At 56.8% G+C, this 23,456-nt stretch carries 21 protein-coding genes; 2 read left to right on the top strand and 19 right to left on the bottom strand.

Translation table 11 applies throughout. The features are described 5' to 3' along the window. The first annotated feature begins 29 nt into the window (after positions 1-29). Positions 30-1,268: an MFS transporter gene (locus tag AC27KL_RS22085; RefSeq protein ID WP_487171062.1), complete on the top strand. Its 1,239-nt coding sequence runs from the start codon at positions 30-32 to the stop codon at positions 1,266-1,268. Between the two features lie 80 nt (positions 1,269-1,348). Here the strand turns inward: AC27KL_RS22085 and AC27KL_RS22090 are convergent, their stop codons facing one another. Beyond that, positions 1,349-3,046: a glutamine--tRNA ligase/YqeY domain fusion protein gene (locus AC27KL_RS22090; RefSeq protein ID WP_212949922.1), complete on the bottom strand. Its 1,698-nt coding sequence runs from the start codon at positions 3,044-3,046 to the stop codon at positions 1,349-1,351. Between the two features lie 266 nt (positions 3,047-3,312). Here AC27KL_RS22090 and AC27KL_RS22095 point away from each other — a divergent pair, with 266 nt between their 5' ends. Further along, positions 3,313-3,861 (top strand): GNAT family N-acetyltransferase, encoded by a 549-nt coding sequence (locus tag AC27KL_RS22095; protein ID WP_487171063.1) that lies wholly within the window; start codon positions 3,313-3,315, stop codon positions 3,859-3,861. A 69-nt stretch (positions 3,862-3,930) separates the two neighbouring features. On the opposite strand, the gene AC27KL_RS22100 is transcribed toward AC27KL_RS22095, so the two are convergent. From AC27KL_RS22100 to AC27KL_RS22185, 18 genes are all read right to left on the bottom strand, one after another. After that, entirely contained in the window at positions 3,931-4,593 is a 663-nt protein-coding gene (locus tag AC27KL_RS22100; RefSeq protein ID WP_487171064.1) for an MOSC domain-containing protein, read from the bottom strand. Between the two features lie 179 nt (positions 4,594-4,772). After that, entirely contained in the window at positions 4,773-5,558 is a 786-nt protein-coding gene (locus AC27KL_RS22105) for an SDR family oxidoreductase (RefSeq protein WP_487171065.1), read from the bottom strand. Between the two features lie 226 nt (positions 5,559-5,784). Further along, positions 5,785-6,285 carry a GNAT family N-acetyltransferase gene (locus tag AC27KL_RS22110; protein ID WP_487171066.1) on the bottom strand — a complete coding sequence of 167 codons (501 nt, stop codon included), beginning with the start codon at positions 6,283-6,285 and terminating at the stop codon, positions 5,785-5,787. 65 nt (positions 6,286-6,350) lie between these two features. Beyond that, complete coding sequence (locus AC27KL_RS22115) at positions 6,351-7,577, bottom strand: MFS transporter (protein ID WP_487171067.1); 1,227 nt, start codon at positions 7,575-7,577, stop codon at positions 6,351-6,353. A gap of 199 nt (positions 7,578-7,776) precedes the next feature. After that, entirely contained in the window at positions 7,777-9,840 is a 2,064-nt protein-coding gene (locus AC27KL_RS22120; RefSeq protein WP_487171068.1) for a molybdopterin-containing oxidoreductase family protein, read from the bottom strand. Between the two features lie 197 nt (positions 9,841-10,037). Then, the gene (locus tag AC27KL_RS22125) at positions 10,038-10,514 is read right to left on the bottom strand and encodes a glutathione peroxidase (RefSeq protein WP_487171069.1); all 477 of its coding nucleotides are present in this window, start codon (positions 10,512-10,514) and stop codon (positions 10,038-10,040) included. 22 nt (positions 10,515-10,536) lie between these two features. Next, on the bottom strand, positions 10,537-10,947 hold the full coding sequence (locus AC27KL_RS22130) for a YjdF family protein (RefSeq protein WP_487171070.1): 411 nt from the start codon (positions 10,945-10,947) through the stop codon (positions 10,537-10,539). Between the two features lie 257 nt (positions 10,948-11,204). Further along, the gene (locus tag AC27KL_RS22135; RefSeq protein ID WP_487171071.1) at positions 11,205-12,617 is read right to left on the bottom strand and encodes a DEAD/DEAH box helicase; all 1,413 of its coding nucleotides are present in this window, start codon (positions 12,615-12,617) and stop codon (positions 11,205-11,207) included. Positions 12,618-12,840: 223 nt separating this feature from the next. After that, a complete protein-coding gene (locus tag AC27KL_RS22140; RefSeq protein WP_487171072.1) occupies positions 12,841-14,511 on the bottom strand; it encodes an ABC1 kinase family protein in 1,671 nt (556 codons plus the stop codon). Between the two features lies 1 nt (position 14,512). Beyond that, on the bottom strand, positions 14,513-14,854 hold the full coding sequence (locus tag AC27KL_RS22145; RefSeq protein ID WP_339322602.1) for a phasin family protein: 342 nt from the start codon (positions 14,852-14,854) through the stop codon (positions 14,513-14,515). 106 nt (positions 14,855-14,960) lie between these two features. Further along, positions 14,961-15,599, bottom strand: a complete 639-nt coding sequence (locus AC27KL_RS22150; RefSeq protein WP_339322603.1) for a ThuA domain-containing protein — start codon at positions 15,597-15,599, stop codon at positions 14,961-14,963. Between the two features lie 190 nt (positions 15,600-15,789). Beyond that, positions 15,790-16,608 carry a uroporphyrinogen-III synthase gene (locus AC27KL_RS22155; RefSeq protein WP_487171073.1) on the bottom strand — a complete coding sequence of 273 codons (819 nt, stop codon included), beginning with the start codon at positions 16,606-16,608 and terminating at the stop codon, positions 15,790-15,792. A gap of 118 nt (positions 16,609-16,726) precedes the next feature. Further along, complete coding sequence (locus AC27KL_RS22160; RefSeq protein ID WP_487171074.1) at positions 16,727-17,257, bottom strand: DUF2062 domain-containing protein; 531 nt, start codon at positions 17,255-17,257, stop codon at positions 16,727-16,729. Between the two features lie 81 nt (positions 17,258-17,338). Next, entirely contained in the window at positions 17,339-18,451 is a 1,113-nt protein-coding gene (locus tag AC27KL_RS22165) for a GerAB/ArcD/ProY family transporter (RefSeq protein ID WP_487171075.1), read from the bottom strand. Positions 18,452-18,508: 57 nt separating this feature from the next. Continuing rightward, entirely contained in the window at positions 18,509-18,724 is a 216-nt protein-coding gene (locus AC27KL_RS22170; protein WP_036706286.1) for a hypothetical protein, read from the bottom strand. Further along, entirely contained in the window at positions 18,717-19,919 is a 1,203-nt protein-coding gene (locus AC27KL_RS22175; protein WP_487171076.1) for a Ger(x)C family spore germination protein, read from the bottom strand. The genes AC27KL_RS22170 and AC27KL_RS22175 overlap by 8 nt, the downstream gene beginning before the upstream one ends. A gap of 6 nt (positions 19,920-19,925) precedes the next feature. Further along, positions 19,926-21,533: a spore germination protein gene (locus AC27KL_RS22180; protein ID WP_487171077.1), complete on the bottom strand. Its 1,608-nt coding sequence runs from the start codon at positions 21,531-21,533 to the stop codon at positions 19,926-19,928. 243 nt (positions 21,534-21,776) lie between these two features. Continuing rightward, positions 21,777-23,267, bottom strand: coding sequence for a methyl-accepting chemotaxis protein (locus AC27KL_RS22185; RefSeq protein WP_487171078.1), 1,491 nt, complete (start codon positions 23,265-23,267; stop codon positions 21,777-21,779). Between the last annotated feature and the right edge of the window lie 189 nt (positions 23,268-23,456).

The following is a 23,456-nucleotide window of genomic DNA, read 5'->3' on the forward strand; positions in this document are numbered from 1 at the left end:
TCTGTCGATTTGCATTCGGTCGGAAAGGAATGTGCAACGTGCATGATCGTGTAAAAAAACAGTCCAAGCTGCTGCCGCTTAAGGCATTTAATTTCTTAATTTACGGAACCATGGTGATCTTCACCAGCTTTTTTCAATTATACCTGCAGGACGCAGGCATGAACAAATTCGAAATCGGCAGCTTGATGGCGCTTGGCCCGCTCGTGTCCCTATTCGCCAATCCGTTCTGGATGAAATGGAGCGATCGTCTGCATAATACGAGACGGATCCTGCTGATCATGATGACCGGCACCTTGCTGCTCCTTCAATGGGTGTTCCATGCCGGCACCTACGGAATGGTTTATTTGGCGATGATCCTCTTTTTCTTCTTTCAGAGCCCGCTGTTCGCCCAAAGCAACACGCTGATTCTGGGATACACGGCGAGCCAGCCGGAAAGGTTCGGCGCGTTCCGGAACTGGGGTTCGATCGGTTGGGCGGTGGTCGCCGTGACCGGGGGCATGCTCATCGACCGGATCGGCATATCCCGGCTGTCGTTCCTTGTCACGGGCATTTTGCTGCTCGCCATCGGTATGGTTTTGCTCCTTCCGCCGCTGAAGGCGGCTTCGGAGACGCCGCCCATCCGACTGAGGGGACTTGCCCAATTTGTCATCAACCGGTATTTCGTGGCGTTCATACTGCTTGGGATCGTCGTTTCCGTCCCCAATGTCATGAATAATACGTTTATGTCGCTTTATATTACGGAGCTTGGCGGTTCCAAAACGATGGTCGGGTTTGCCGTGTTTCTCTCGTCGTTTCTGGAGGTTGCCGTGCTGATCCTCTTTCACCGTTTCCTGAAACGCTCCCTTCCGACCCTGATCGGGTGTCTGGGACTGGTAAGCGTGCTTTTCTGCATACGGTGGTTGATGATGGCCGGCGCTTCGCATCCGCTTGAAGTCGCGTTCATTCAAATTATGCATTGCATCACGTTCGGCGGATATTTTTACGTCGGCATCCAGGTCGTCAGCCAGCTTGTTCCACCGGCTCATCGCGCATCGGCGCAATCCCTGTTCACGCTGACCTGGAGCGGCATTTCCGGGGTCATCGGCAGCTTGGCCGGCGGATGGCTGTACCAGAACTTCGGCGGCGCCGCGATGTACAACATGGGCTTCTTGATGGCTTTGGTCGGGGCTGTCGGCTTCGGCATGATGTGGTATTGGCTGCGCTCGCAGGGCCATCACCCGAAAACGGACATCCCTGAAGAAGGATTCGAGGAAATGCAAGACGTCTGACGCATCAACGAAAAAAAGCCAGCGCAAAGAACATGTCTTTGCGCTGGCTTTTGTATTGGGCAGCAGAACCCCTTCCGCCCTTATTTCGGCAGCTGGTAGGAGCTTTTCATCGAAACGATCAGGTTGAACACCGGCTCTCCCGGCTTCGAATATTTCGGATCGACGTTAAAATAGCCGTGGCGGAAAAATTGGAACTTGTCCTGCGGCTTGGCGTCCTTCATGCCCGGCTCCACGAACCCGTGCAGAACTTCCAGGGAGTTCGGGTTGATTTCGTCCAGGAACGTTTTTTCGGCCTTTTCCGTCTCGTCGATCGCTTCCTCGCCTTCAGCCTCGCCGTCATCCTTCGCTTTGATCAGCGGCTCATACAGGCGGAACTCGGCCGGCACGGCGTGGGAAGCCTCCACCCAATGGATCGTGCCCTTCACTTTGCGGCCGGTAAAGCCGGTGCCGCTTTTCGTTTCGGGGTCATACGTGCAGTGGATTTCGGTCACGTTGCCGTTTTCGTCCTTGATAAAATCGTGGCATTTGATGAAATACGCATTTTTCAGGCGCACTTCGTTGCCCGGGAACAGACGGAAATACTTATTCGGCGGGTTTTCCATAAAGTCGTCCTGCTCGATGTAAATTTCGCGCGAGAACGGGATTTGGCGGGTGCCCATCTCCGGATTTTCCGTATTGTTCTCCGCCTCGAGCCATTCGACCTGGCCTTCCGGATAGTTCGTGATCACCACTTTCAACGGCTTCAGCACGGCCATCGTGCGCGGCGCCTTCAGCTTCAGGTCCTCGCGGACGAAATGCTCTAGCATTTGCAGGTCGATGAGGCCCTGGCTTTTGGAAATGCCGGTTTCATAAACGAAGCTGCGGATCGCTTCCGGCGTATAACCGCGGCGGCGAAGCCCGGAAATCGTCGGCATGCGCGGGTCGTCCCAGCCGTCCACGATGTTCTCGTCCACCAGGAGCTTCAGCTTCCGTTTGCTCGTCAGCGTTTGCGCCACGTTCAGGCGGCCGAATTCGTATTGATGCGGCGTGTTTTCCATTTCGCATTCCGCGATCACCCAATCGTAAAACGGGCGCTGATCCTCGAACTCCAGCGAGCAGAGGGAGTGGGTCACGCCTTCGATCGCATCCTCGAGCGGGTGGGCAAAAGCGTACATCGGGTAAATGCACCATTTATCTCCCGTGTTGTGGTGCGTTGCGTGGGCAATCCGGTAAATGACCGGGTCGCGCAAGTTGATGTTCGGCGAAGCCATGTCAATTTTGGCGCGCAGCACCTTTTCTCCGTCCTTGAACTCGCCCGCGCGCATTTTGCGGAACAGCTCCAGGTTTTCTTCCACGCTGCGGTCGCGGTACGGGCTGTTTTGTCCCGGCTCGGTAAGCGTCCCGCGCGTTTCGCGGATTTGATCCGCGCTTTGGTCGTCCACGTAGGCTTTGCCTTTTTGGATCAGCAGCTCGGCGCGCTTGTACATTTCTTCGAAATAATCGGAAGCGTAGCGCTTTTCCGCCCATTCGTAACCGAGCCATTTGACGTCTTCTTCAATGGATTTGACGTATTCCACGTCTTCCTTCAGCGGGTTTGTATCGTCAAAGCGGAGGTTCGTCGAACCGCCGAATTCCTGCGCAAGCGTAAAGTTAATCCAGATGGCCTTGGCATGTCCGATATGCAAATAACCGTTGGGCTCCGGCGGAAAGCGGGTAATCACTTTCTGGACTTTGCCGGACTCCAGGTCATCGATCATTACGTTTTTGATAAAGTTGGAGGGGGTGCTTGGTTTCTCCACAGTAATCAACCTTTCATCCTGATTTATGTCCGCCTCATAGAATGAACCGTCAGCAGTTTCCTGCTCTACCCTACATCTATTCTTTATAAGCGTGTTTCATTTAAATATACCTGTATTAACCGGATAGTTCAATGATTCGGCTTTTTGAGCTTTGACGAAAGGCAGGGGATTAGGGTAGCATGGAAAAATAGAATGGAAACGAAAGCCAAAAAGCGCGGCAAATGCCGTTTACCTCATTTTCATATAGAAAGAAGGTCTGAAATTATATGTTTACATATCTTCTGGATGACCATATCGAGCTGAAGCCGCTGGCCCTCCAGCATGCGCGCCCGCTGTTCGAGCTGACGGTCGATTCGCGCGACACGCTGCGCGAGTGGCTGCCTTGGGTCGATGCCATCACGGACGTGGAGCATACGGTGAACTTCGTGAAAAACGCCATCAAGCAGGGAGCCGAAAACGGCGCCGTCTCCGCGGGCATTTGGGTGCACGGGGAACTTGCGGGCATTATCAGCTTTCATGAGATTCAGTGGCATAACCGTTCCGTCAGCATCGGCTACTGGCTCGGCAAACATTTCGTAGGCCAGGGCATCATGACCAGCGCCTGCCGCGCTTTCGTCGATTTCGCCCTCATGGATTTGGATCTGAACCGGGTCGAAATCCGCTGCGCCACGGGCAACCATCGCAGCCGCGCCATTCCGGAAAGGCTCGGTTTCGTCCTCGAGGGGATCGTCCGCGAAGCGGAGCTGCTGCCCCAAGGGTATGTGAACCATGCGATTTACGGCATGCTGAAAAGCGAATGGAAGCTGCTGCGATAAACACGAAGCGCACAAGGAAAGCCGCCCCGGCAGGATCCGCGATCCGGCTGAAGCGGCTTTTTGAGGTTTTTATTTATCCTGCAGCCATTTCGCAAAAGATTCCTTGACCGTCGCCGCCAGCGCATCCAGGCCCAGCAGGCGTTTCAGCTCTTCCCGGTCCGCCGCGCGGCGTCCGAGCGCCTGCTGCTTCAACACGGCCGCTACCGTGACGCCCATCGGATGAGAAGAGCGCTTGACGATCTTGGAATCCCGGCTTAAACGGCCCTCCTCCAAAATCCGCAAATAAAAGCCGCTGAATCCGGTATCGAGCACCCGGGCCGGAAAATCCTTGACGCCGTGTTTGCTGGCCAGCTTAAAGCACGGGAAGCGCGGCTGGCTGACCTGAACGACGACTTCCCCGATTTCGAATACGTCCCCGATGCACACCTCGGTTTCTAGCAGCCCGGTCACCGTCAAATTTTCGCCGAATGCGGAATAATCCAGCGTCTTGTCCAGCGCCTGCTCCCAATATGCGTAATGTTCGAACGGATATACGCAAACGGCCTTGTCCGGCCCTCCATGATTGACCGTATCGGCCTGCCCGTCGCCGTCCATCTGCGTGCGTCCCACGAACACTTCGCCTTGAACCGGTTGTTTATAAATGCCCGTCGTCAGCGGCTTGCCCAAATAATCCACCGTTACGGGCTTGCCGACATTGACGGACACGATGCCGTACGCGTTTTTTTCCTTCAACTTCGATCCATCTCCCTGCCGATATTTTTAAACCATATCATACCAAAAAAAGGAGGACCGATCTCAAAGAATTTTTCCGCCGATGACGTCTTGCGGTGTGCAAGTCCGTGTTTTCTGCGGTTTCACGCTCCCGGCACGGGAACGGGTACGGCCAAACGGTTACGCGCAAATGGCATACGTTATAGGGCATCGACCAGCCCTCCGTCGATCACCAGCGTGCTGCCGGTGATGTAGGTGTTTGCTCCCGACAGCAAAAACACGACCGCTTTCGCGAATTCCTCGGGTTCGCCGTAACGGCCCAGCGGAATTTCTTTTTGCGCCTGCTCCGCGACGGCCTGGACCGGAATCCCTTTGTCCTTCGCGCTGCTTTCATTCAGCTTCTGGATGCGGTCCGTGGCGATCCGGCCCGGGGCTACCGTATTCACCAGGATGTTGTATTGGGCCAGCTCTTGCGACAACGTCTTGCTCATGCCGGCCACGCCCGTGCGGAACGTGTTGGACAGAATCAGGCCGGGGATCGGCTGTTTGATGGAGCTGGACGTAATATTGACGATGTGTCCCCCGCGTTCCTTCATATGCGGCAGGGCGCAGCGGGTCGTCCGGACATAGCTGAGCAGGTTAAGCCGAAACGCGTTTTCCCAATCTTCATCCGTAAAAGATTCGAACGTTCCCGACGGCGGGCCGCCGCCGTTGTTGACCAGAATGTCGATCCGTCCGAACGTTTCGGCCGTATAACGGATGAGCCCCTCCACTTCGTGCGGAATCGTAATGTCTGCCGCGTAGTATTCGACTTTGCCGCTGCCGAGCTTTTGCAGCTCCTGCTGCACCGCCTGCAGCTTGTCGTCGCTGCGGCTGTTCAGCATGACGTCCGCTCCTTCTTTAACGAGTTCCGCGGCAATCGCCTTGCCGAGTCCCGAGCTTGAAGCAATGACCAACGCCTTTTTGCCCTGAAGCTGTAAATCCATCATACAACCCCTTTTCATCGTTTTTTAAATATGGGTTACCACCGAATATATCAAAATTTCCGAACTTTCGGGCGCCGACAAAAAACGCATTTAGCCTTCATTACCCGGCTTTACGCCCGGCGAATCGGCCATTTGAAACAAAGGACCTTCACCTCGTGAAAGTCCATTGATTTATTACTCTATTCTATTAAGAATAAGCCCGTCGCGGCAAAATATCAAATTCAGGCTATCCATCCAGAAAATATGCCATCCAAATTTCGTCCGTCTCCCGGCCTCCGATCATATATTCACGAACAAGCCGGCCCTCTTCCACGAACCCGCATTTCAGGTAAAAACGGACCGCACCAGGATTGGTCGAAAGCACCCGCAGTCGCAGCTTGCGTTTGCCCTGCCCGGCAGCCCATGCCTTGGCCGCGCCGATCAGCCTCGTGCCGATGCCTTCCCGCTGATGCGCCGGATGCACGGCGATATTGATCTCGCAAACATGGGAATGGGCCGGGAGGCCGGTGGGGTCCCGAAACCCGACATATCCGCACACGATCCCGTCCGCCTCGGCCACAAGCTGCGACGCCGGAGGGCATTGCCTCAGAAACGCCTCCCGCGAAGTCCAATGCATCGGCTCAGGCGCGGTCCGCTCCGTCCATACCAACGCATCGATATCCATGAGCGCCTGGGCATCCTTCATCGTGGACAACCGGATCGTAAGCGTCTGCTGATCAAGGTTCATGGCAATTGCACCTCTTTTTGTCTAACGTGTGATGTTGAAATTCTCCGGCGAATCATCTTCCTGCCCTATCCGCCGATGGACTCGCTTAGCGCACGTTCCGCCGCCTTGTTGCGCATCGCATGCACGACGAAACAGAGAACGGCCACGACGGCGATGGCGATCGACAGCCAGGCCACCGGCGCCAGCCCTCCGCCGTCGTACAGGATGCCCATGAAATAGGGGCCGATCATGCGGCCGAGGGCGGTCATACCGCCGGTCACGCCAATGTAAAACGGAGCCGCTTTATGAGCATGATCCGAGATGAACGCAGGCACCGCCGGGGAGATGAGCATTTCCCCCAGCGTGGCGAGCACCATCGCAAACAGGAGCCCGGGATAACTCGGAAGCATCAGAATGACCACATAAGCCGCCAAATAAAACAGGCCGCTGGCCGTCATCTGCGAGGACGACTCTTTGGCGAACCACCGTTTGATCCAGGTCGTGACCGGCTGCGCCACGAAAATCAGGATCCCGTTCAGCGTCCATAAAAAGCCGTAAGCCCGTTTCGGCAGCCCTTCGGAAATGATATGCGGCGAAACCCCCGTATTCCAGATCGAGTTGCCGAACCACAGGAACAGGGAGCCCAACCCCAAATATAAATAAAGCCTCGTATTGCCGAGAAGGGCAGGGACGGTTTCTCCCGCGGCGGCTTTGGTCTTTTTGGCCAAATGCACGGGGCCTTCCTGCTTGTCGAGCCGGTTCAAATAATTCAGGAAAAACAAAGCGAACACGGCAGAGGTTGCGCCGTTCAGGATAAAGGTCAGGTGATACGACACGTCGGCGAGAAAACCGCTCAGCGCCGTTCCGAGCGCCACGCCGATGTTGTTAGCCACATAGATGACGTTAAACAGCTCGCCGCGCCGGTCCGCGAACCGAAAGCCGACGAAGGCCTGGATGGCAGGCATCGACACCGCGTTGCACAGCCCGATGAACCCCATCATGATCATGTACAAGACCCAAAACGAGCTGATGAAAGGGAGCGCGAACAAGCCAAGGCTGCATAACCCGAGCGAGCCGACGATCAGCCGTTTGACCCCGACGCGATGATACAGCGCCCCTCCCAGAAGCTGGCCGATGATGCCTCCGAAGGCTTGGATCATGACGACCAGGCCGGCATCGGCCATGCTGCGCCCAAGCTCGTCGAACACGTACATCGTCGTCAGCGGCCACATCAGCGATCCGCCCGCAGAGTTGATCAGGCTGGCGGCAAGAAATATTTTGACTTCGTTCGGATAGGACTGCAAAAATTTCATGTATTTTGTCTCCTGCTTTTGCAAAATGCGTGTTAGACAAGCTGTGGCGGGACACCCGGCATCTTTCCTATGCCACGGTCCCGAAGACTGCTTTCCGATGCAAAAAAGCCCCGAGGGGCTTTTTCAAACGCAAGCGGGCACGGTCCTCTTGTCCCAAAACCAGTATCCATGATCTTCGCATTCCTGGCAATGACGCCTGCTAACGCTTTACTTGGACGACGGTCGAAAAAAATACCGCTCCGCCCCCCATGTCGGCCAGCCGGTCCGGAGTCAGGGCGTTGGCCCGCTGCTTGCGGCCCTTGCCGTCCCACCACAGTCCTTGGCTGACGACCGTTCCCGGGAGCATCTTGTCCGTCACGAGCGCTTTCAGCTCCAGCCGTCCGCGGTCGTTGTAAACGACGACGTCGTCCCCGTCTTCGATGCCGCGTTCCGCCGCATCCTGCGGGTGGATTTGCAGCATCGGTCCCTTCTCCAGCCGCTGGTGTTTTTCGACGTTGGCAAAAGTGGAGTTCAGGAAGTTATGGTTCGGCGGCGAAATGAACATCAGCGGGTACGCTTCGCTTGCGCCGGGCCGCCTAGTGCCGTCAAAACCTTCCTGAAGCGGAATATATTCCGGGAGCGGCGGCAGGCCGGCTTCCTTCATCGCTTCCGAATACAGCTCGATTTTTCCGGAAGGCGTCGGCAGGCGGTCCAAAAAGGTTGCTTGCGGCGTCATGTCGAGCTTCACGAAGCGCCGCTCCTTCAGCGCGTCGAGAGTCACGCCGTTCAAATACGGATTCTCCGGATAATTCAGCGCCCCGGCGATCAGCTCTTCTTCCGTTTCCGCGAATGCTTCGTCGTCCAGCCCCATGGCGCGGCCCAGCATCGCAAACAGCTCGACGTTGCTTTTGGCTTCCCCGATTCTTTCGATCACGGGTTCCTGCAGCTGCACGTAATGATGCCAATACGATGCGTACAAATCGGTCGTCTCGAACGACGAGGCCGCTGGCAGCACGATATCCGCGTATTTGGCGGTGTCGGTCATAAACAGGTCGTGCACGACGGTAAACAGGTCTTCGCGGGCGAAGCCGGCCTGTACCCGCTCCGTATCGGGGGCAACGACCAGCGGATTGCTGCAATAAACGAAAACGGCCTTGAACGGCTGCTCCTTCAGATGCAGCGCTTCGCCGATCCGGTTCATGTTGATGGCGCGCGCCCCGGGGTTCGGCCGCAAATCCGGCCGCTCCAAATAATCGCTGTTCATGGCATGATAACCGCCGTTCGTTTTCACCGCGCCGCCGCCCTTTTTCAGCCACTGCCCCGTCAGCGCCGGCAGGCAGGAGATGCTGCGCACGTTCATGCCTCCGTTATCGTGGTGCTGAAGCCCGTTGCCGATCGCGATATAGGAGACGGAAGCCTCCCCGTACGCGCGCCCCAGCTTCTCGATATCTTCCGCCGGCACGCCCGTGATGGCCGAAACATGCTCCGGCGTGTAGCTTCTGACATGCTCGCGAAGCTCCTCATGCCCTACGGTATACCGCTTCAGGAAGGCTTCGTCCGTCAGTCCGTCGCGGAACAGGACGTGCATCATGCCCAGCGCAAGCGCCGTATCCGTCCCCGGATAAAGCGGAATGAACCAGTCCGCCCATTGGGCGGTGCGGTTTTGGTGCACGTCGATGACGATCACCTTGGCACCGCGTTTGCGCGCTTTTTCGGCGATGACGATCTGGTGCATGTTCGTGCTGATCAGATTGCCGCCCCAAACGATGATCAGATCCGCATGCTCCGTATCTTCCGGCGAGGTGCCCCCCTTGAAGCCCATCGTATATTTCCAGCCGGCGTTTCCGGCGGCGTTGCAGATCGCTTGGTCCAGGCGGCTTGATCCGAGCGCGTTGAAAAACCTCCGGTCCATGCCGTCGACGCTGAGAATGCCCATGTTGCCGTAGAAGCTGTAAGGCAAGATGGACTCCGGCCCGTATTCGTCGATCAGCTCCCGGTACCGCGCCGCGATTTCACTGACCGCCTCGTCCCAAGTGATCCGCCTAAACTCCCCGGACCCCTTCGGGCCCGTCCGCTTCAGCGGGTACAGAATGCGTTCTTTATGATAAATCCGCTCGGTCATATTGCGGACTTTGTTGCAAATCGCTCCCTGCGTGATCGGATGCTCCGGATTGCCGGTAACCTTAACGATTTTGCCGTCTTCCTTATGCAGCAGCAGGCCGCATGTGTCGGGGCAATCCAGCGGGCATACCGCCGGGAACACGCCGTTTTTTTGGTCTATCATTTCCGCTCCACTCCCCTTGTCGCTTCCAGATTGTTCGCTCTTCTATAGTTATCTTAATGGGCGGGCAGGAAATGCGCAAAAGAAATTAAACCGCACCCATACCAAACCAACCTTCGCCAAAAGAAAAACCTGCCGCAAAAGCGGCAGGTTCCCCGTGCTGATGTTCGTTGTTCGGCTGCGATTCGTTTCGGTTCGTCTTACAGCAGCTGCTCGATGGCCCCCGCCATCGCTTCCGGAGCTTCGCGCGGTTCATAGCGTGCGACGACCTCGCCGCTGCGGTTCACCAGAAACTTCGTGAAGTTCCACTGGATATCGCTGCTTTCCGCGGTTCCGGGCTGCTGCTCCTTCAAATAGGCAAAAAGCGGGTGCTCGGCTTCGCCGTTGACGTCGATTTTCGCGAATACGGGGAACGTTACCCCGTAATTCAATTGGCAAAACGAAGCGGCTTCCTCGCTGCTGCCGGGCTCCTGTGCCCCGAATTGGTTGCACGGAAAACCGAGAATGACGAGCCCCTGATCCCGGTAACGTTCATACAGCTTTTGCAGGTCGCCGTACTGCGGCGTCAGACCGCATTGGCTTGCCGTATTGGCAATGACCAGCACCTTGCCCTTGTACTCCTCCAGAGAGACTTCCTTGCCCGCCGGCGTGGCGGCTGAATACGTATATACCGACATGTTCTTCCCCCGCTTTCATGGATTATCTTCCCCGGTGTTTGGCTTTGGCTTTTTGAACGGCAATTTCCCGTTTGCGCTTCGCCTGGGCTTCCCGCAGCTCTTTGGAGAGGCGCGTTTTTTCCCGCTTGCGCAAATCAAGCTCCTGCTTGATGGCTTCCTGGCTTGCCGAGCTGACTCCGCGTCCCCTGGACTCCCTGGCCGCAAGCCGGGCGAGCCTTTTCGGGTTAGCCTTCGGCTGCGTTGCCTCGGCGATATCGACGCCGCAAGACAACCGGTCCGCCACGGAAGAAAGCCCGTGCAGGACAAATTCCCATACTTCCGGAAGCGAAGGCTCCCCGCCGAAAATATGCCTGCTCGCCAGCAGCTTGCCGTCCTTCTCCGCTTCCACAATTCCAACCCAATATGGTTCTTCGAAAAATACCGTTAATTTCATGGTACTCCCCCTCTGTTCAACATGGGAACGCCGGACATCCCGAGGGGGGAAGGTTACTGACACGGGACGGCGCCGGGCCGCCGCCTCGTGCGCCCGGACTACCAACCGGGCCGTGTTTTTGCGTTCTAATTCCATCATACACAAGTCGAAGCCGAGTGCAAGCCGCGGCAAGCGTTCGGCCCGGATCGACGCCCGGCAAAAAAAAATGAACCGAAAAAGCGCAAAACCGCGCTTTTCGGTTCATGAATCCGTTGATGTTAACGTCCCGCTCTTCCGCCCCGGCGTCCGGAAGCGTCGCCGCGGCCTCTCCGGCCTTGCGCCTGGGATGCGCCGCGACCCGGTTTGCCGCCGCCCGGGGCTCCGCGCTTGGCACCGCCGCGGACGTCCCCCTTGCGGGAGGAAGCCCGGGCCGGCTTATCCTCGCGGCGGGAACGGCTTTGCCCGCCCCGGCTCGAACCGCCGCCGCCGCCGCGCCCGCCTTCCTGCTCTTTCCGGCGGTCGGGGGCCCGTCCTTCCGCCGGACGAGGACCGCGCGCTTCCACGATCGCCCCGTCCTTTTCATACCGGCGGCGCTCAATGGTGTACTGGATGCCCTGCTCAATGCGCTGCAAGTCCCCTTTGTCCTTCGGGGATGCCAGCGTGATGGCCATCCCTTTTCCGCCGGCACGGCCCGTGCGGCCAATGCGGTGGATGTAGCTGTCGACCTCATGCGGCATGTCGTAGTTAAAGACGTGGGTTACGCCCTCGACGTCCAGCCCCCTTGCCGCCACGTCCGTCGCTACCAGCAGCTGCAGCTTGGCTTCGCGGAAACGTTTCATGACCTGCTCCCGTTTAGCCTGCGACAAGTCGCCATGCAGTTCGTCGGACTCATACCCCTGCTCCAGCAGCGCCGCGTTCAGCGCCGATGCCCGGCGTTTGGTGCGGCAGAATATGATCGCGAGGTACGGACGGTACATTTCAATCATCGAGATCAGCGCCTGCTGTTTGGTCCGGTCCGTCACTTCGACGACCAGCTGGCGAATGGACTTCAGCGGCACCGGGGAATGTTCCACCTTGATCGTGACGTCTTCGGCGTCGCGGGTATAAAAAGAAGCGAGCCGCTTGACTTCGGCCGGCATCGTGGCGGAAAACAGCAGCGTCTGCCGATGGTACGGGAGCGCCTGGATGACCGTCTCCACCTCGTCCAGGAAGCCCATATGCAGCATCTGGTCGGCTTCGTCCAGCACGAGCGTTTTGACCCCGCCCAGCTCCAGCGTGCCGCGGCGAAGATGATCGTTCAGCCGTCCCGGCGTACCGATAATGAGATGCCGCCCGCCTTCCAGCTTGCGCAGCTGCTTCTCCACGTCCTGGCCTCCGTATACCGCAAGGATGCGGATCTCAGTGCCCCGCGCCAGCTTCCGCGCTTCCTCCGTGATCTGCAGCGCCAGCTCCCTCGTCGGCGCAATGATCAGGGCCTGCGGGAAAGGACGGCCCGGGTCCAGTTTCTGCATGATCGGCAGCAGGAAAGCCAGCGTCTTCCCCGTTCCGGTTTTGGCGCGGGCGATGACGTCCCGTTCGGCCAGCGCCAGCGGAATCGTCTCCGCCTGCACCGGCGTCGGCACGGCAATCCCGTTCTCTTTCAGGGCGGAAACCCATGTTTCCTTGATGCCCAGCTCTAAAAAATTTGGCAAAACATCCACCTCGTTATGTTCACTTTTTCGTTTGTCCCTGTTTCGAATCCATCTTCAAAATACTTATTGTAACGGATATGCCGCAAGTTGGCGACTCCGCCCCCAAACCCGTTTGCCGAATCATTCCGGATTTGCCGGCAGGCCATCGTGATCTTCGCGGGCCGCCGTCATCATTCACCTTTTGCCGGGTAATCCCGATTTGATCCGCCGCCACCGCCCGGACTTAAAATTTGCCCGATTTGAAAATGGCGTACAGCAGCCATACGACCATCAGGAACGCGACGCCCAGACCGATGCCGATCACCGGAAAATGCCATAGAATCGAAGACTGCCGGTTCATGGAGGATCCGATGATCAGCCCGACCATGATGATGCTGAAGGCCAGCAGCACGATGCTGAAGGACAGCCTGTTGCTGATTTGGTCCAGCTTGCGCATGAGCGATTCCATCTCCGGCATGCTGATCTCCACCTTCAGTTTGCCCTTGCTGAACAAAGCGGAGAGATGTCTCGCCTGGGAAGGCATATCCAGCAGCGCCTCGGCCAGCCCGGCCGCGCTTCCGAGCAGCTTGCCGCGGATGCGGCGGGGGCTGAACCGATCCTTGATCAGCTTCTTTCCGAACGGCTCCGCCATGTCGATGATGCTCAGCTCCGGATCGAGCTTCTGAATGACGCCCTCCATCGTAAGCAGCGCCTTGCCGAGCAGCGTCAGATCCGGGGGCATCATGATCGCATGGCGCTGGGCTACCCCGAACAGGTCGCTGAGCGCCTTGCCGATGCCGATCTCGGAGAAAGGCATGTCGTAATATTCGTCCCGGAGCGTGTCCAGATCCCTTCGCAGCGCATCCAAATCGTTGTCTTCCGGCAGCAGGCCGAGATGCAGGATCGCGCGGACCATGCTGTCCGTATTTTTACGCATAAGAGCAATAATAAGTTCGGATAAATGATCCTTCATATCGCTGCTAAGACGTCCGACCATCCCGAAGTCGAGGAAGGCCAGGCTGCCGTCCTTCCGGAGGATCAGGTTGCCCGGGTGCGGGTCGGCATGGAAAAATCCCTCGATGAACATCTGATGCAGCATGGCGTTGACGAAACGTTTGGCGATCAGCTTCGGATCGAATCCCGATTGTTCCAATTGCTCGGGCTGGCTGAGCGTAATGCCCTCCACATACTCCATCGTCATGACCCGCGAAGAAGAATACTGCCAGAAAATCCGCGGGATGAAAATGTAAGGGTCGTCCTGAAATTGCAGCGCTATTTTTTCCGTGTTGCGGCCTTCGCGGCTGTAATCCATTTCCGCCAGCAGGGATTTGGAAAATTCCTCGACGATCTTGGTCAGCTGGTACCGTCTGGCCCATTCCCAACGTTTTTCGGCGATCTGGGACAGATCCCGCAAAATCGCCAAATCGCGCGTAATGGTTTGCAGCGCGCCGGGGCGCTGGATTTTGACGGCCACCGCTTCCCCCGATTTCAGCTTGCCCAAATGGACCTGCCCGATGGAAGCGGCCGCAACCGGAACGTCGTCAAACCGAGCGAACACCTCGGCAACCGGCGCCTCCAGCTCTTCTTCCAGAATGCTTCGGGCGGCTTTCGCCGGGAAAGGGGGAACCTGGTCCTGCAGCTTCACCAGCTCCCTGATCACGGTATCCGGCAGCAAATCCGAGCGCGTGCTCGCAAGCTGCCCAAGCTTCACGAACGTCGGCCCCAAATCCTCCAGCACGAGACGGATCCGCTCGCCGAGCGTTTTCGTCTCCGCCTGCTCATGCTTCAGCCGACGCCGCGGCAAGGACAGCATCTGAAACAATCCCAATTCCTCCACCATGTAGCCAAAGCCATGACGCATGAGCGCCATGGCGATTTCCCGGTAACGACCGGTATGCCTGATGCGGACAGCCATATCACGAATGTCCCGTTTCCGGCGCCCGCTCCCCGGCGGTCCCTTCGCGTTCGGCGAGCTTCCGTTCCAGCTCCTCGATGCGCCGCTCCAGATCGGCAACCTGCTTTCCGGAAGGTACATGAAGCTCTGTCAAAATCCGCTGAACTTGCTCCCTCAGAAAATCTTTGAACTGGGACTTCTCCTCCTCACCGCGTTCGACCAGCCGTTCGATCAGGTCCTTGGATTCCGTAGGCGCCAGTTCGCCGCGCTTCACCAACTCTTCGACCGTTTTTTCGATTTTTTCCTTGCTGACGATGGTCAGGCCCCATCCGAGCGAGATGGCTTTTTTCAACAGATCACTCATCATATTCCCTCCCATGGTTCATTTTCCCTTATTATACCCTGAAATCGCCTTACGTATTTAAAAGACCGTTATTCTGACGCCGCCGAAAATCGGTTTCCCTCCGAACTTAGCCGGGAAGATGGGCCGCCCAGCGGGCTGCCTGCAGGATGAGCTTGCGGATTTGCGGGTGCTGGAACGTCGGCTCATGATGGCCCGGCATGAAATAAACGACTCTGCCAAGGCCGTATTCATGGGTCCAGGCTGCCGGGTACCAATCTTCCCCAAGCTTGTATTCAAGCAGCACCTCTTTTTCCGTCAGCGGATCGAACCGGATTTGGTAAGGCTCCTCCTCGAGTTCGAACGGTTCGACGCCTTCGGTCACGGGATGTTCCCCGCTCACGCGGAAGGAGATCGGCTGAATCGGCGGATGCCCGTCAAAACGGCCGCCCATCAGCTGAGCCAGCTCATAACGGCGGTTCCCCAGCGACAGGCCGTTATGAAGCACCAGCAAACCTCCCCCCTGGCTGACATAAGAAAGAAGACCCGACGTTTGCTGCTTTGAAACCTGATCGTCCCACAGGTCGAAATAGCAGATGCACAGGTCAAACGGCTTCAGATGCTCGAGAAGCAGCAAATTTTTGTTTTCGCTGCATTGGACCGAGATGACCTCGTTCAGTATGTAGCTGATCTGCGCGTCCACGCCCTGCAGCGGATGGAATTTCGGATGGGTATAGTCGCCGAGCAAAATGCTTTTTTTATTGTACAAAGCTGTTCCTCCTTCGGTAAAACGCATTCTTGGCTATTCTTATATTGTCATATTCCACAATTTTGAATGCATGAAACACGTGCGGGCGGATCGACGTCCTTTCGCAGGGAGCCTAATGAAAAAGGGATGCCGCTTTCGTCCGCATCCCTCTATGGCTTTCATGCCTGAACCAATACACCAAGTATGATTTTTATGCATCCTGCGTCTGAAAATAACGCGCAAGCTCGACAAGCATGCTGCCCATCCGCTCGTCCCCGGACGGATACACGACCCGCGCGATGCCTTCCTCCCGCAGCGCCTGCGCAGTCAGTTTGCCGACGGCCGCGGCGACGACGGGCCCTTCGAAGGCGGCTACCAGCGCCTCAAGTTTGCCTTGGCACCTAGCGTATTCCGCCAAATTGCGGATTTGCGGGGCGCTCGTAAAGGCGGCGGCGTCGACCGCGCCGGTCAAAATATCCTCGAGCAGCCGCTCCAGCTGCTCCGGCTCAGGCGGGGTATGCCGATAAGGCAGTACCTTCCGGACCTTCGCGCCCTGCTCCGCGAGCCACGCTTCCAGCTTCGGCGCCGGATCGCCGTGAAGCTGCAGCACGACCTCCGCGTCCCGAAGCCGATATTCGGCAAGCCCGCGGATGAGGCCTGACGTGCTGCCGTCATCGTCGCGGACGAGAGCTTCGAGCCCTCTTTTGCGCAGGGCGTTTACGGTTTTGTACCCTCTCGCGGCCAGCGACGATCGCCGCAGCGCATCGAGAAAATCCTCTTCCGCGCCCATCTCGGCCGAAACGGCGAACAATGCATCCAGCCCCATGCCGGTCGTCAGGATCGTCCAGTCCGGAGGAGACCCGATCCAATCCGCCAGGTCGCCGCGCACCTTTTCGTCATCCAGAAACACCGTGCCTTGGGCGGGCCGAACGAGGGCCGCACCGCCCATTTTTTCAACGATTTTGACCATGTCCTCCGCTTTGCGCGGACCCGTTAGGGCAATTGTTTTACCAGCCAATCGGTTTGCCATTGACGTATTCCCCTCTCCCGGAAGCGAATCTGTTTTGAACAGTATACTTGACCGGAAGAACGAGGGGAAGGAGTTTTCCGAGTTTTATGGCCTTCGGCCGCAAACTTCGAAAACGGCTCTACATCGGCGCGCCCGCCCTCTTGGACAAGCGGTGCTTAAGCCGCTGGTTGTACAAATACCGAACGACAAAGTAGGAGATAACCCCGAGAATGAGCCCGAATACGGACATACCGATCAATACGTGCAGGCCTCCCTGCAAGAGATGCTTGAAGATCGTAAAATCCCCTTGCAGCAAATTGCGCCAGGCATGTTCCTGCATGGGCACGCCGATCATTTTTTTCGGAAACAGCCATTCCCCGATTTTTTTGGCAAAAGGAAGCAATACGATAGGCAGGAAGGTCAGCTTGCCGATGACGTTGCCGATAATGGCGGCGGGGAGCGATCCTCCGGCAAGTCTGACGGTGGGATAAAAAATAAGATACACGAGCGATCCGGTCGAAATGACGATCATCTCAAGCCCGAACCCGATCGCAAAGCCGAGCGAAACCTTCCTGGCTCCGCCCGGGGAACGGAACAGCTTGATCATATTGAAGCGCAGCTTCCGCGAAAATTTATGGAACAGGTTATATTTCTTTTGTTTTTTTATCATGCAATCACCCTTCATAACCCATAACGGCGTCAAGCCGCATGGAGAGCCGTACCGTCAAGGCCTGCCCTTATGCCCATTGTATCATTTTCGGGCCCCTTTTTCTAACGATACGTCGCCGCCGTGTTCCCTTCGTTTCGCATTTTTCGCAGGGTGGTGAACGAGAAAGATCAGGATCGGCAAAACGAGGATGAATACAAGGGCGATCAGCGTCCATTCCTCGTTGAAGTTAAACAACTCGATCGAGTTGGAATAAAACCAAAAGGCGCAGCTGTAGGCAAACAAACCGATCGGCGCCGCCATCATTTTCCCCGAAACGGAAGGGATGACAAGTTTTAATCCGTAACAAATGATATACAAGCTGATGGCCAAATTCAGCAGAACCCCCGGGAACCACAAGGCCACCACGATCAGGTCAAAGCGGTCCAGAAAGTCCGTGATCCGCAGCTGCCGAACCAGTTCGTACGTGGGGTACATCATTCGTTCGGAAACCTCTACCCCGAGCAAAAGAATGACCATGACCACCCCTGCGACAAGCATGCCTACGGCGAGCAGCATGGAGTAGAAACCATACTTGAATTTGAAATCCTTGCCGGAAAAAATGAACGGTAGGATCAGCATCTGACCGATGTACGCGACGGAAATCCAGCTTCCCTCGGTCACACTCCCCCAATCGATATGCAGCAGAGGCCGCATCAGCCCAAAGTTGAAGTCCCGCAAGGCGATGACCGGCATCATGGCGAACACGATAATGATGATCGGCCCGTACAGCTCCGTGATCCCAAGCACTGTTCTGGCCCCGCCCCGGGCGATGTAAATAATGGTTGCGGTAATGCACAAAGCCGTGATCAGGAGCGGAGTGACCGGCAGGAGCACGACGTTCGTAAAATCCGAAACGATGCGGATATCCCGCACGAGAATCATGAAGAAAAACAAGATGTACAGGATCACGAATACCCGGCCGACCGCCGGAAACCGGCTGGTGAGCGATTCGAACAGGTTCTGGCCCGGAAACCGCAGGGAGCTCCGGGTCAGCAAATACAGCATGAGCAAAACCAGGGCGCCTGACAGCACATAACTAATAAAAGCATGCTGGCTGGCTCTGGTAATCAGCTGGCTCGGCACGTTCAGAAACGTAATGTTGATGACGTAGATCATGCCGAGCAGCACGATTTGGCGGGCGGTGATTTTTTGCACGTCAAACGTTCCTCCTTCACCTGACTTAATGTCCGGGGATTTTCGCAAATCCCGATCCTAAAAAGGCACTAGCGGGCCAAGCCATTTCTGCAACCATACGGAAGCATACACGACGCGGCTGATCTGCAGCGTATAAGCGAAAATGCCCATCCCCGCCAGCAGGAAAATATAGGTGAACCAGCGGTTGATTTTGGGAAGATCGCGAATCACCTTGAAGTCCGTAATCAAAATGATCGCGGAGGCAATCACGTAAATAATCAGAATTTTAATCATGTTTCAGTTTTACGTCCTTTCTGCCGAACGGTTTGTTTACCGCCCCGATGTTTTCGATATGCAGATTGGTGTTGACCACGACCTTGACGTTCGGGTAAAGCTCATCCCAGCGGTCCTTAAAGCGGTCCCAGGCTTTCGGATTTTTTTGGTGTATCGTCCGGCCGAATCCGAGGATATCGGTATGGTACTGGTCTTGAAGTTTATGAAGCCCGGTCTTGATCTGGGCGATGATCTCCTTGCTTGCCTCCTGCTCCAGCCGGTTCATATGTTTTTCATCGCCTAGAATGTAGTTGGAGTTGTTCTCGATGACCCCTCCCTTGGCCAAAATGTCTATGTGCATCGTAATGTTGTCGCCGTGGATTACGGGTCTTAACGTCACCAGGTTTTCGATGAACGTGATCGTGATGTATCCTTTCCCGCTGGGGCTCGGCACCGCCACGTCGTATGTCGTAGACGTAGACTGATTCATGGCCAAATTGATCATTTTTATTTCCGGTCCCTTCATGACCCCTACGAGACGGTCATCTTTGAACAGGGCGAGACCGGTAATTTGAATGTTCTTTTTTTCGTTCTGGTCCCCGATATTATCGGGAACGGCCTGCTGCAGCGAAATGTAAGGCAAAACTACGTCAACGCCGGTTGTCAGCAGATCGTTGGCGAGGACTTTAAGCGTGACTGGCGTTTTCGTGAATTCATTTATCAACTCGCGGATCATTTCGCTCGGGAACTGTTCCATCGGCGCGGCCGCGTCCATGATTTTATAGGCGGGCCCTTCCGTGATCGCGACCAGGGACGAAAGCCGGTTTTGCGGAATGCGCGCGAAGTGGTCGAGCATTTCGCTGATGCCCCCTTTGGCGAATTCCTCTCCGACCAGCAGCGTTCTGCGGTGGGCGAAAGAGAGTCTCCGCGAGTTACCCGCTTGGATTTGCAGGTTGGAGTTGCGGAGCGTGATTCCCTTCTTCGATTCCAGATAGTACTTTTTGTTCCCGGCCGTTCCGCCTCCGCCGCCTTCGCTCCCGCTCCCGCCCAAACTGCCGGGAAGCGCGATTTGCAGCGTGCTCCGGACCTGATCGCCTTCTTTGTCCACGCAGGAGCCGATCACGAACGCAACGTCGTTAATCTCGGTGCGGTCCCAGCAGCCGGTAAGAGCGACGGACACGCTCAGCAGCAGCCCTGCGGCACGTATTTTTTTCATCCAACATCACCATACCTTGTCGGAAACGGGGTTGCCGTTGATATCCGGCTTTTCCCGCTCCGAATTTTTCTTCGACAGCCAGGACGGCCGCGTACGCATTTTCCACCATGGGACGCGAACGAAAATATCTTTGTGGTCCTGCCCATGGAACGGGCTGACGCCCGACATGTACGGAACGCCAAGCGAAGACAACTGCGTCACGTGAACGAGAATCCAGGTAATGCCGAGGATAATGCCGAAAAGCCCCAGCACGCCTGCCAGCAGCATCAGCGGAAAACGCAGCAGGCGAATCGTAATCGCCAGATTGAAATGGGGGATCGTAAAGGACGCAATCCCCGTCATCGAGACGATGATAACCATCGGCGCCGAAACGATCCCTGCCTGGACGGCCGCCTGCCCGATGACCAGCGCTCCGAGGATGCTGACCGCCTGGCCGACCGTCTTCGGCAATCGGATCCCGGCTTCGCGCAGCGCTTCGAAGGATATTTCCATCATTAACGCTTCGACCAGCGCCGGAAAAGGAATGGCCTCCCGCGCCGCGGCGATGCTCAGGACAAGCGTCGTCGGCAGCATGTCCTGATGGAATGTCGTGACCGCAATGTAAAGGGAAGGCAGGAACAAAGCGATAAACAGAAAAATATACCGGATCCACCGGACGAAATTCGTGATGAAAAAACGCTCGTAATAATCCTCGCTCGCCTGCATCAACTGGAAAAACGTCACGGGCGCGATCAGCACGAGCGGCGTCCCGTCCACGAAAATGGCGCACCGGCCTTCAAGCAGCTGCGCCGCGACGCTGTCCGGCCGCTCCGTATAGAGCATTTGCGGAAACGGCGAATACGGGTGGTCCTCGATCATTTCTTCGATGTAGCCCGATTCGAGCACCCCGTCGATTTTAATGTCCTTGAGCCTGTTTTTGACGTCGTTCACCATCTTTGGATCCGCAAGGCCTTCGATATAAGAAACGACGATGTCCGTCTTGGTATCCGTCCCCAGCACCATGCGGTACATCTTGAGATTCGGCGTCTTCACCTTGAACCGGACGAGCGCCGTATTGATGCGGATCATTTCGGTAAATCCTTCGCGCGGGCCCCGGATGACCGATTCCGTCTCCGGCTCTTGGACCGGGCGCCGGATGCCGCCCTTGATGTTGAACAGATGCGCTTCGCTCAGGCCGTCCACAAACACCGCCACGCTGGAATTGAGGATGCCCTCCACCGCGTCGATCCATTTCGTGGCGCTCATCACCTGCGGCAGGGAAACGCGGGTATTTTCCAGCGGTTCGAGATCGGCAGCCTTGATCTGCTCCGGAGGATGTTCGTTTTTCATCCGCATGTACGCTTCGACGATCGGCTCAAGTATATGCCCTTCAAGCTCCAGCGAGAGCACGATGCCCTCCACGTAAGCAATGAATGCATTGATGCCCGGAGCGATTTCGATGGAGCGGAATACCATATCCGAGCAGTCTCTAAAAATCGTTTTTAAGGTCTGGATGTTCTGATCGAGGCTTTTCTGGATCTCCAGCTTCTCCCAAGGGGGAGAGGGGAGCCCGAGCGGAGTGCCGGAGGCAAGCCCTTGGGCGCTGCTTCCGGGGTTCTTTCCGCGTTTACTCATGTTCTAACCCCCTCGTATGCCGGCTATAATATGGACGTATGAGCCATAGGTTGTGCCAAAATTGGATAAATTATGTGTTGCCGGCGCCGGCACCCCAAAAAAATGAACATGCCCGCAAAAGCAGACCTCGACCGCTCGGCCGGTTGAGTTGCTTTTCGGGAAGAAGTCGCGGGAAATTATTCGGACAATTGCGCAAAAAAGGCCGTGCCTGTCATGGGCACGACCTTTCCCTGCCGGGAGCCTTTATTCGATTTTAAATTTGGCCACCAAATGCTGCAGCTTCTCGGCCAGGCTGCTCAAATGCTCGGCGGAAGAAGCGATTTCTTCGATGGACGCAAGCTGTTCCTGGGCGGAAGCCGATACCGACTGCGTATTATCGGCAGCCACCTCCGACAGGCTCCGGATATGGCGGATCGCCTCCACGGCGCTTTCACCGTTCCGCGCAAGCTCTCTCGAAGCTTCCGCCGCGGAGTGGATGCCTTCCGCCGCGCCTTGAACCGCTTTGAGGATCCGGGTGAACGATCTGCCCGTAATGTCTGCGGCTTCCATGCCTTCGGCCACCCGGCCCTTGGCATCTCCCATCGCCGCAAGCACCCGCTGCATTTCCGAACGCATGCCCGCCACCAATTCTTCGATGCGCTTCGCCGAATGGCCGGACTGTTCCGCCAGCTTGCGGACCTCGACGGCCACGACCGCAAAGCCTTTCCCGTGCTCACCTGCACGCGCCGCCTCGATGGAGGCGTTCAGCGCAAGCAAATTGGTCTGCTTGGCGATTTCCGCCATGAGCGTGACGATTTCCCCGATTCGGCCGGTACGTTCGCTCATATGCATGACGACTTCGTCCAGCTCGTGAACGGTGGCATGGATTTCGCCCATTTTGCCCGTGACGTCTTCGACCGCGGCGTTGCCTTCCTCGGCCGACCGTGTGGTCCGCTCCATTTTGGACGAAGCATCATCCATGTGGGTGCGGATTCGCTCCGACTGCGTGGACATGATGTCCATGCTGCCCATGCTTTGCTCCACGCTGCGAAGCTGCTGTTCGCTTCCCGCGGCCACTTCCTGTATCGCTTCCGTCACGGTTTCGATCGCTTGGGTCGTCTGGTCGGCGCTCGTCGACAATCCTTTGGCGGACAAGCTTACCTGTCCGGTAATTTCCTGGACATTGACGATCATGCTCCGAAGGTTGTCCACCATCGCTTGGAAATGCCGGCTGAGGTGGCCGATCTCGTCCCTGCTGGAGGTATCGATCCGTGCCGTCAGATCCCCTTGGCTGATCCGCTCCGTCGCCTGCGTCAGCTTGCTGATCGGACGGATGATCGACCGGACGTTCAAGAAGATGATCGCCAGCGCCGCCAAGATGGACGCCGTCATCACGATGATCACCGAATTGCGGATTCCGTGCGCGGACGCTTCAATGTCGGCCTCGAACATCGATCCGGCCACCTTCCACCCGGTCAGCCTGTTCGTCGTAAAAGCGAGGCGGCGTTCCTCATTTTCAAAGGTATATGAGAAGTTGCCCTCAGACTTGCCGTAAAGCGGTTTGAGAAATTCGCCCTCCGCCTTTTTGCCGGTATATTTCGGATGGACGACGTAGTTTTGGTCCTGGTCGGTAATGAATATGTATCCTTTGTTGCCAAGCTTCATATTGGTGAGCGTCCGGATATTGTCGAGATTCAGCTCGATCGAGAGAACGCCTTTCCCGGACGGAGCCGCCTGCGAGATCGACACGGCCATCTTTCCGTTGGCTGCCTGGAATACCGGCGATACGACCGGCTTGTCCCCTTTTGGTGAGCGTCCGGATATTGTCGAGATTCAGCTCGATCGAGAGAACGCCTTTCCCGGACGGAGCCGCCTGCGAGATCGACACGGCCATCTTTCCGTTGGCTGCCTGGAATACCGGCGATACGACCGGCTTGTCCCCTT

The sequence above is a fragment of the Paenibacillus sp. YAE3 genome (genome assembly GCF_057546105.1).

Excerpts from the sequence above, each read along its gene's own strand:
- AC27KL_RS22085 (WP_487171062.1), top strand. The coding sequence starts at position 30 with ATGTGCAACGTGCATGATCGTGTAAAAAAACAGTCCAAGCTGCTGCCG.
- AC27KL_RS22095 (WP_487171063.1), top strand. The coding sequence starts at position 3,313 with ATGTTTACATATCTTCTGGATGACCATATCGAGCTGAAGCCGCTGGCC.
- AC27KL_RS22105 (WP_487171065.1), bottom strand. The coding sequence starts at position 5,558 with ATGGATTTACAGCTTCAGGGCAAAAAGGCGTTGGTCATTGCTTCAAGC.
- AC27KL_RS22110 (WP_487171066.1), bottom strand. The coding sequence starts at position 6,285 with ATGAACCTTGATCAGCAGACGCTTACGATCCGGTTGTCCACGATGAAG.
- AC27KL_RS22115 (WP_487171067.1), bottom strand. The coding sequence starts at position 7,577 with ATGAAATTTTTGCAGTCCTATCCGAACGAAGTCAAAATATTTCTTGCC.
- AC27KL_RS22120 (WP_487171068.1), bottom strand. The coding sequence starts at position 9,840 with ATGATAGACCAAAAAAACGGCGTGTTCCCGGCGGTATGCCCGCTGGAT.
- AC27KL_RS22125 (WP_487171069.1), bottom strand. The coding sequence starts at position 10,514 with ATGTCGGTATATACGTATTCAGCCGCCACGCCGGCGGGCAAGGAAGTC.
- AC27KL_RS22130 (WP_487171070.1), bottom strand. The coding sequence starts at position 10,947 with ATGAAATTAACGGTATTTTTCGAAGAACCATATTGGGTTGGAATTGTG.
- AC27KL_RS22140 (WP_487171072.1), bottom strand. The coding sequence starts at position 14,511 with ATGGCTGTCCGCATCAGGCATACCGGTCGTTACCGGGAAATCGCCATG.
- AC27KL_RS22145 (WP_339322602.1), bottom strand. The coding sequence starts at position 14,854 with ATGAGTGATCTGTTGAAAAAAGCCATCTCGCTCGGATGGGGCCTGACC.
- AC27KL_RS22155 (WP_487171073.1), bottom strand. The coding sequence starts at position 16,608 with ATGGCAAACCGATTGGCTGGTAAAACAATTGCCCTAACGGGTCCGCGC.
- AC27KL_RS22160 (WP_487171074.1), bottom strand. The coding sequence starts at position 17,257 with ATGATAAAAAAACAAAAGAAATATAACCTGTTCCATAAATTTTCGCGG.
- AC27KL_RS22170 (WP_036706286.1), bottom strand. The coding sequence starts at position 18,724 with ATGATTAAAATTCTGATTATTTACGTGATTGCCTCCGCGATCATTTTG.
- AC27KL_RS22175 (WP_487171076.1), bottom strand. The coding sequence starts at position 19,919 with ATGAAAAAAATACGTGCCGCAGGGCTGCTGCTGAGCGTGTCCGTCGCT.
- AC27KL_RS22180 (WP_487171077.1), bottom strand. The coding sequence starts at position 21,533 with ATGAGTAAACGCGGAAAGAACCCCGGAAGCAGCGCCCAAGGGCTTGCC.
- AC27KL_RS22185 (WP_487171078.1), bottom strand. The coding sequence starts at position 23,267 with ATGGCCGTGTCGATCTCGCAGGCGGCTCCGTCCGGGAAAGGCGTTCTC.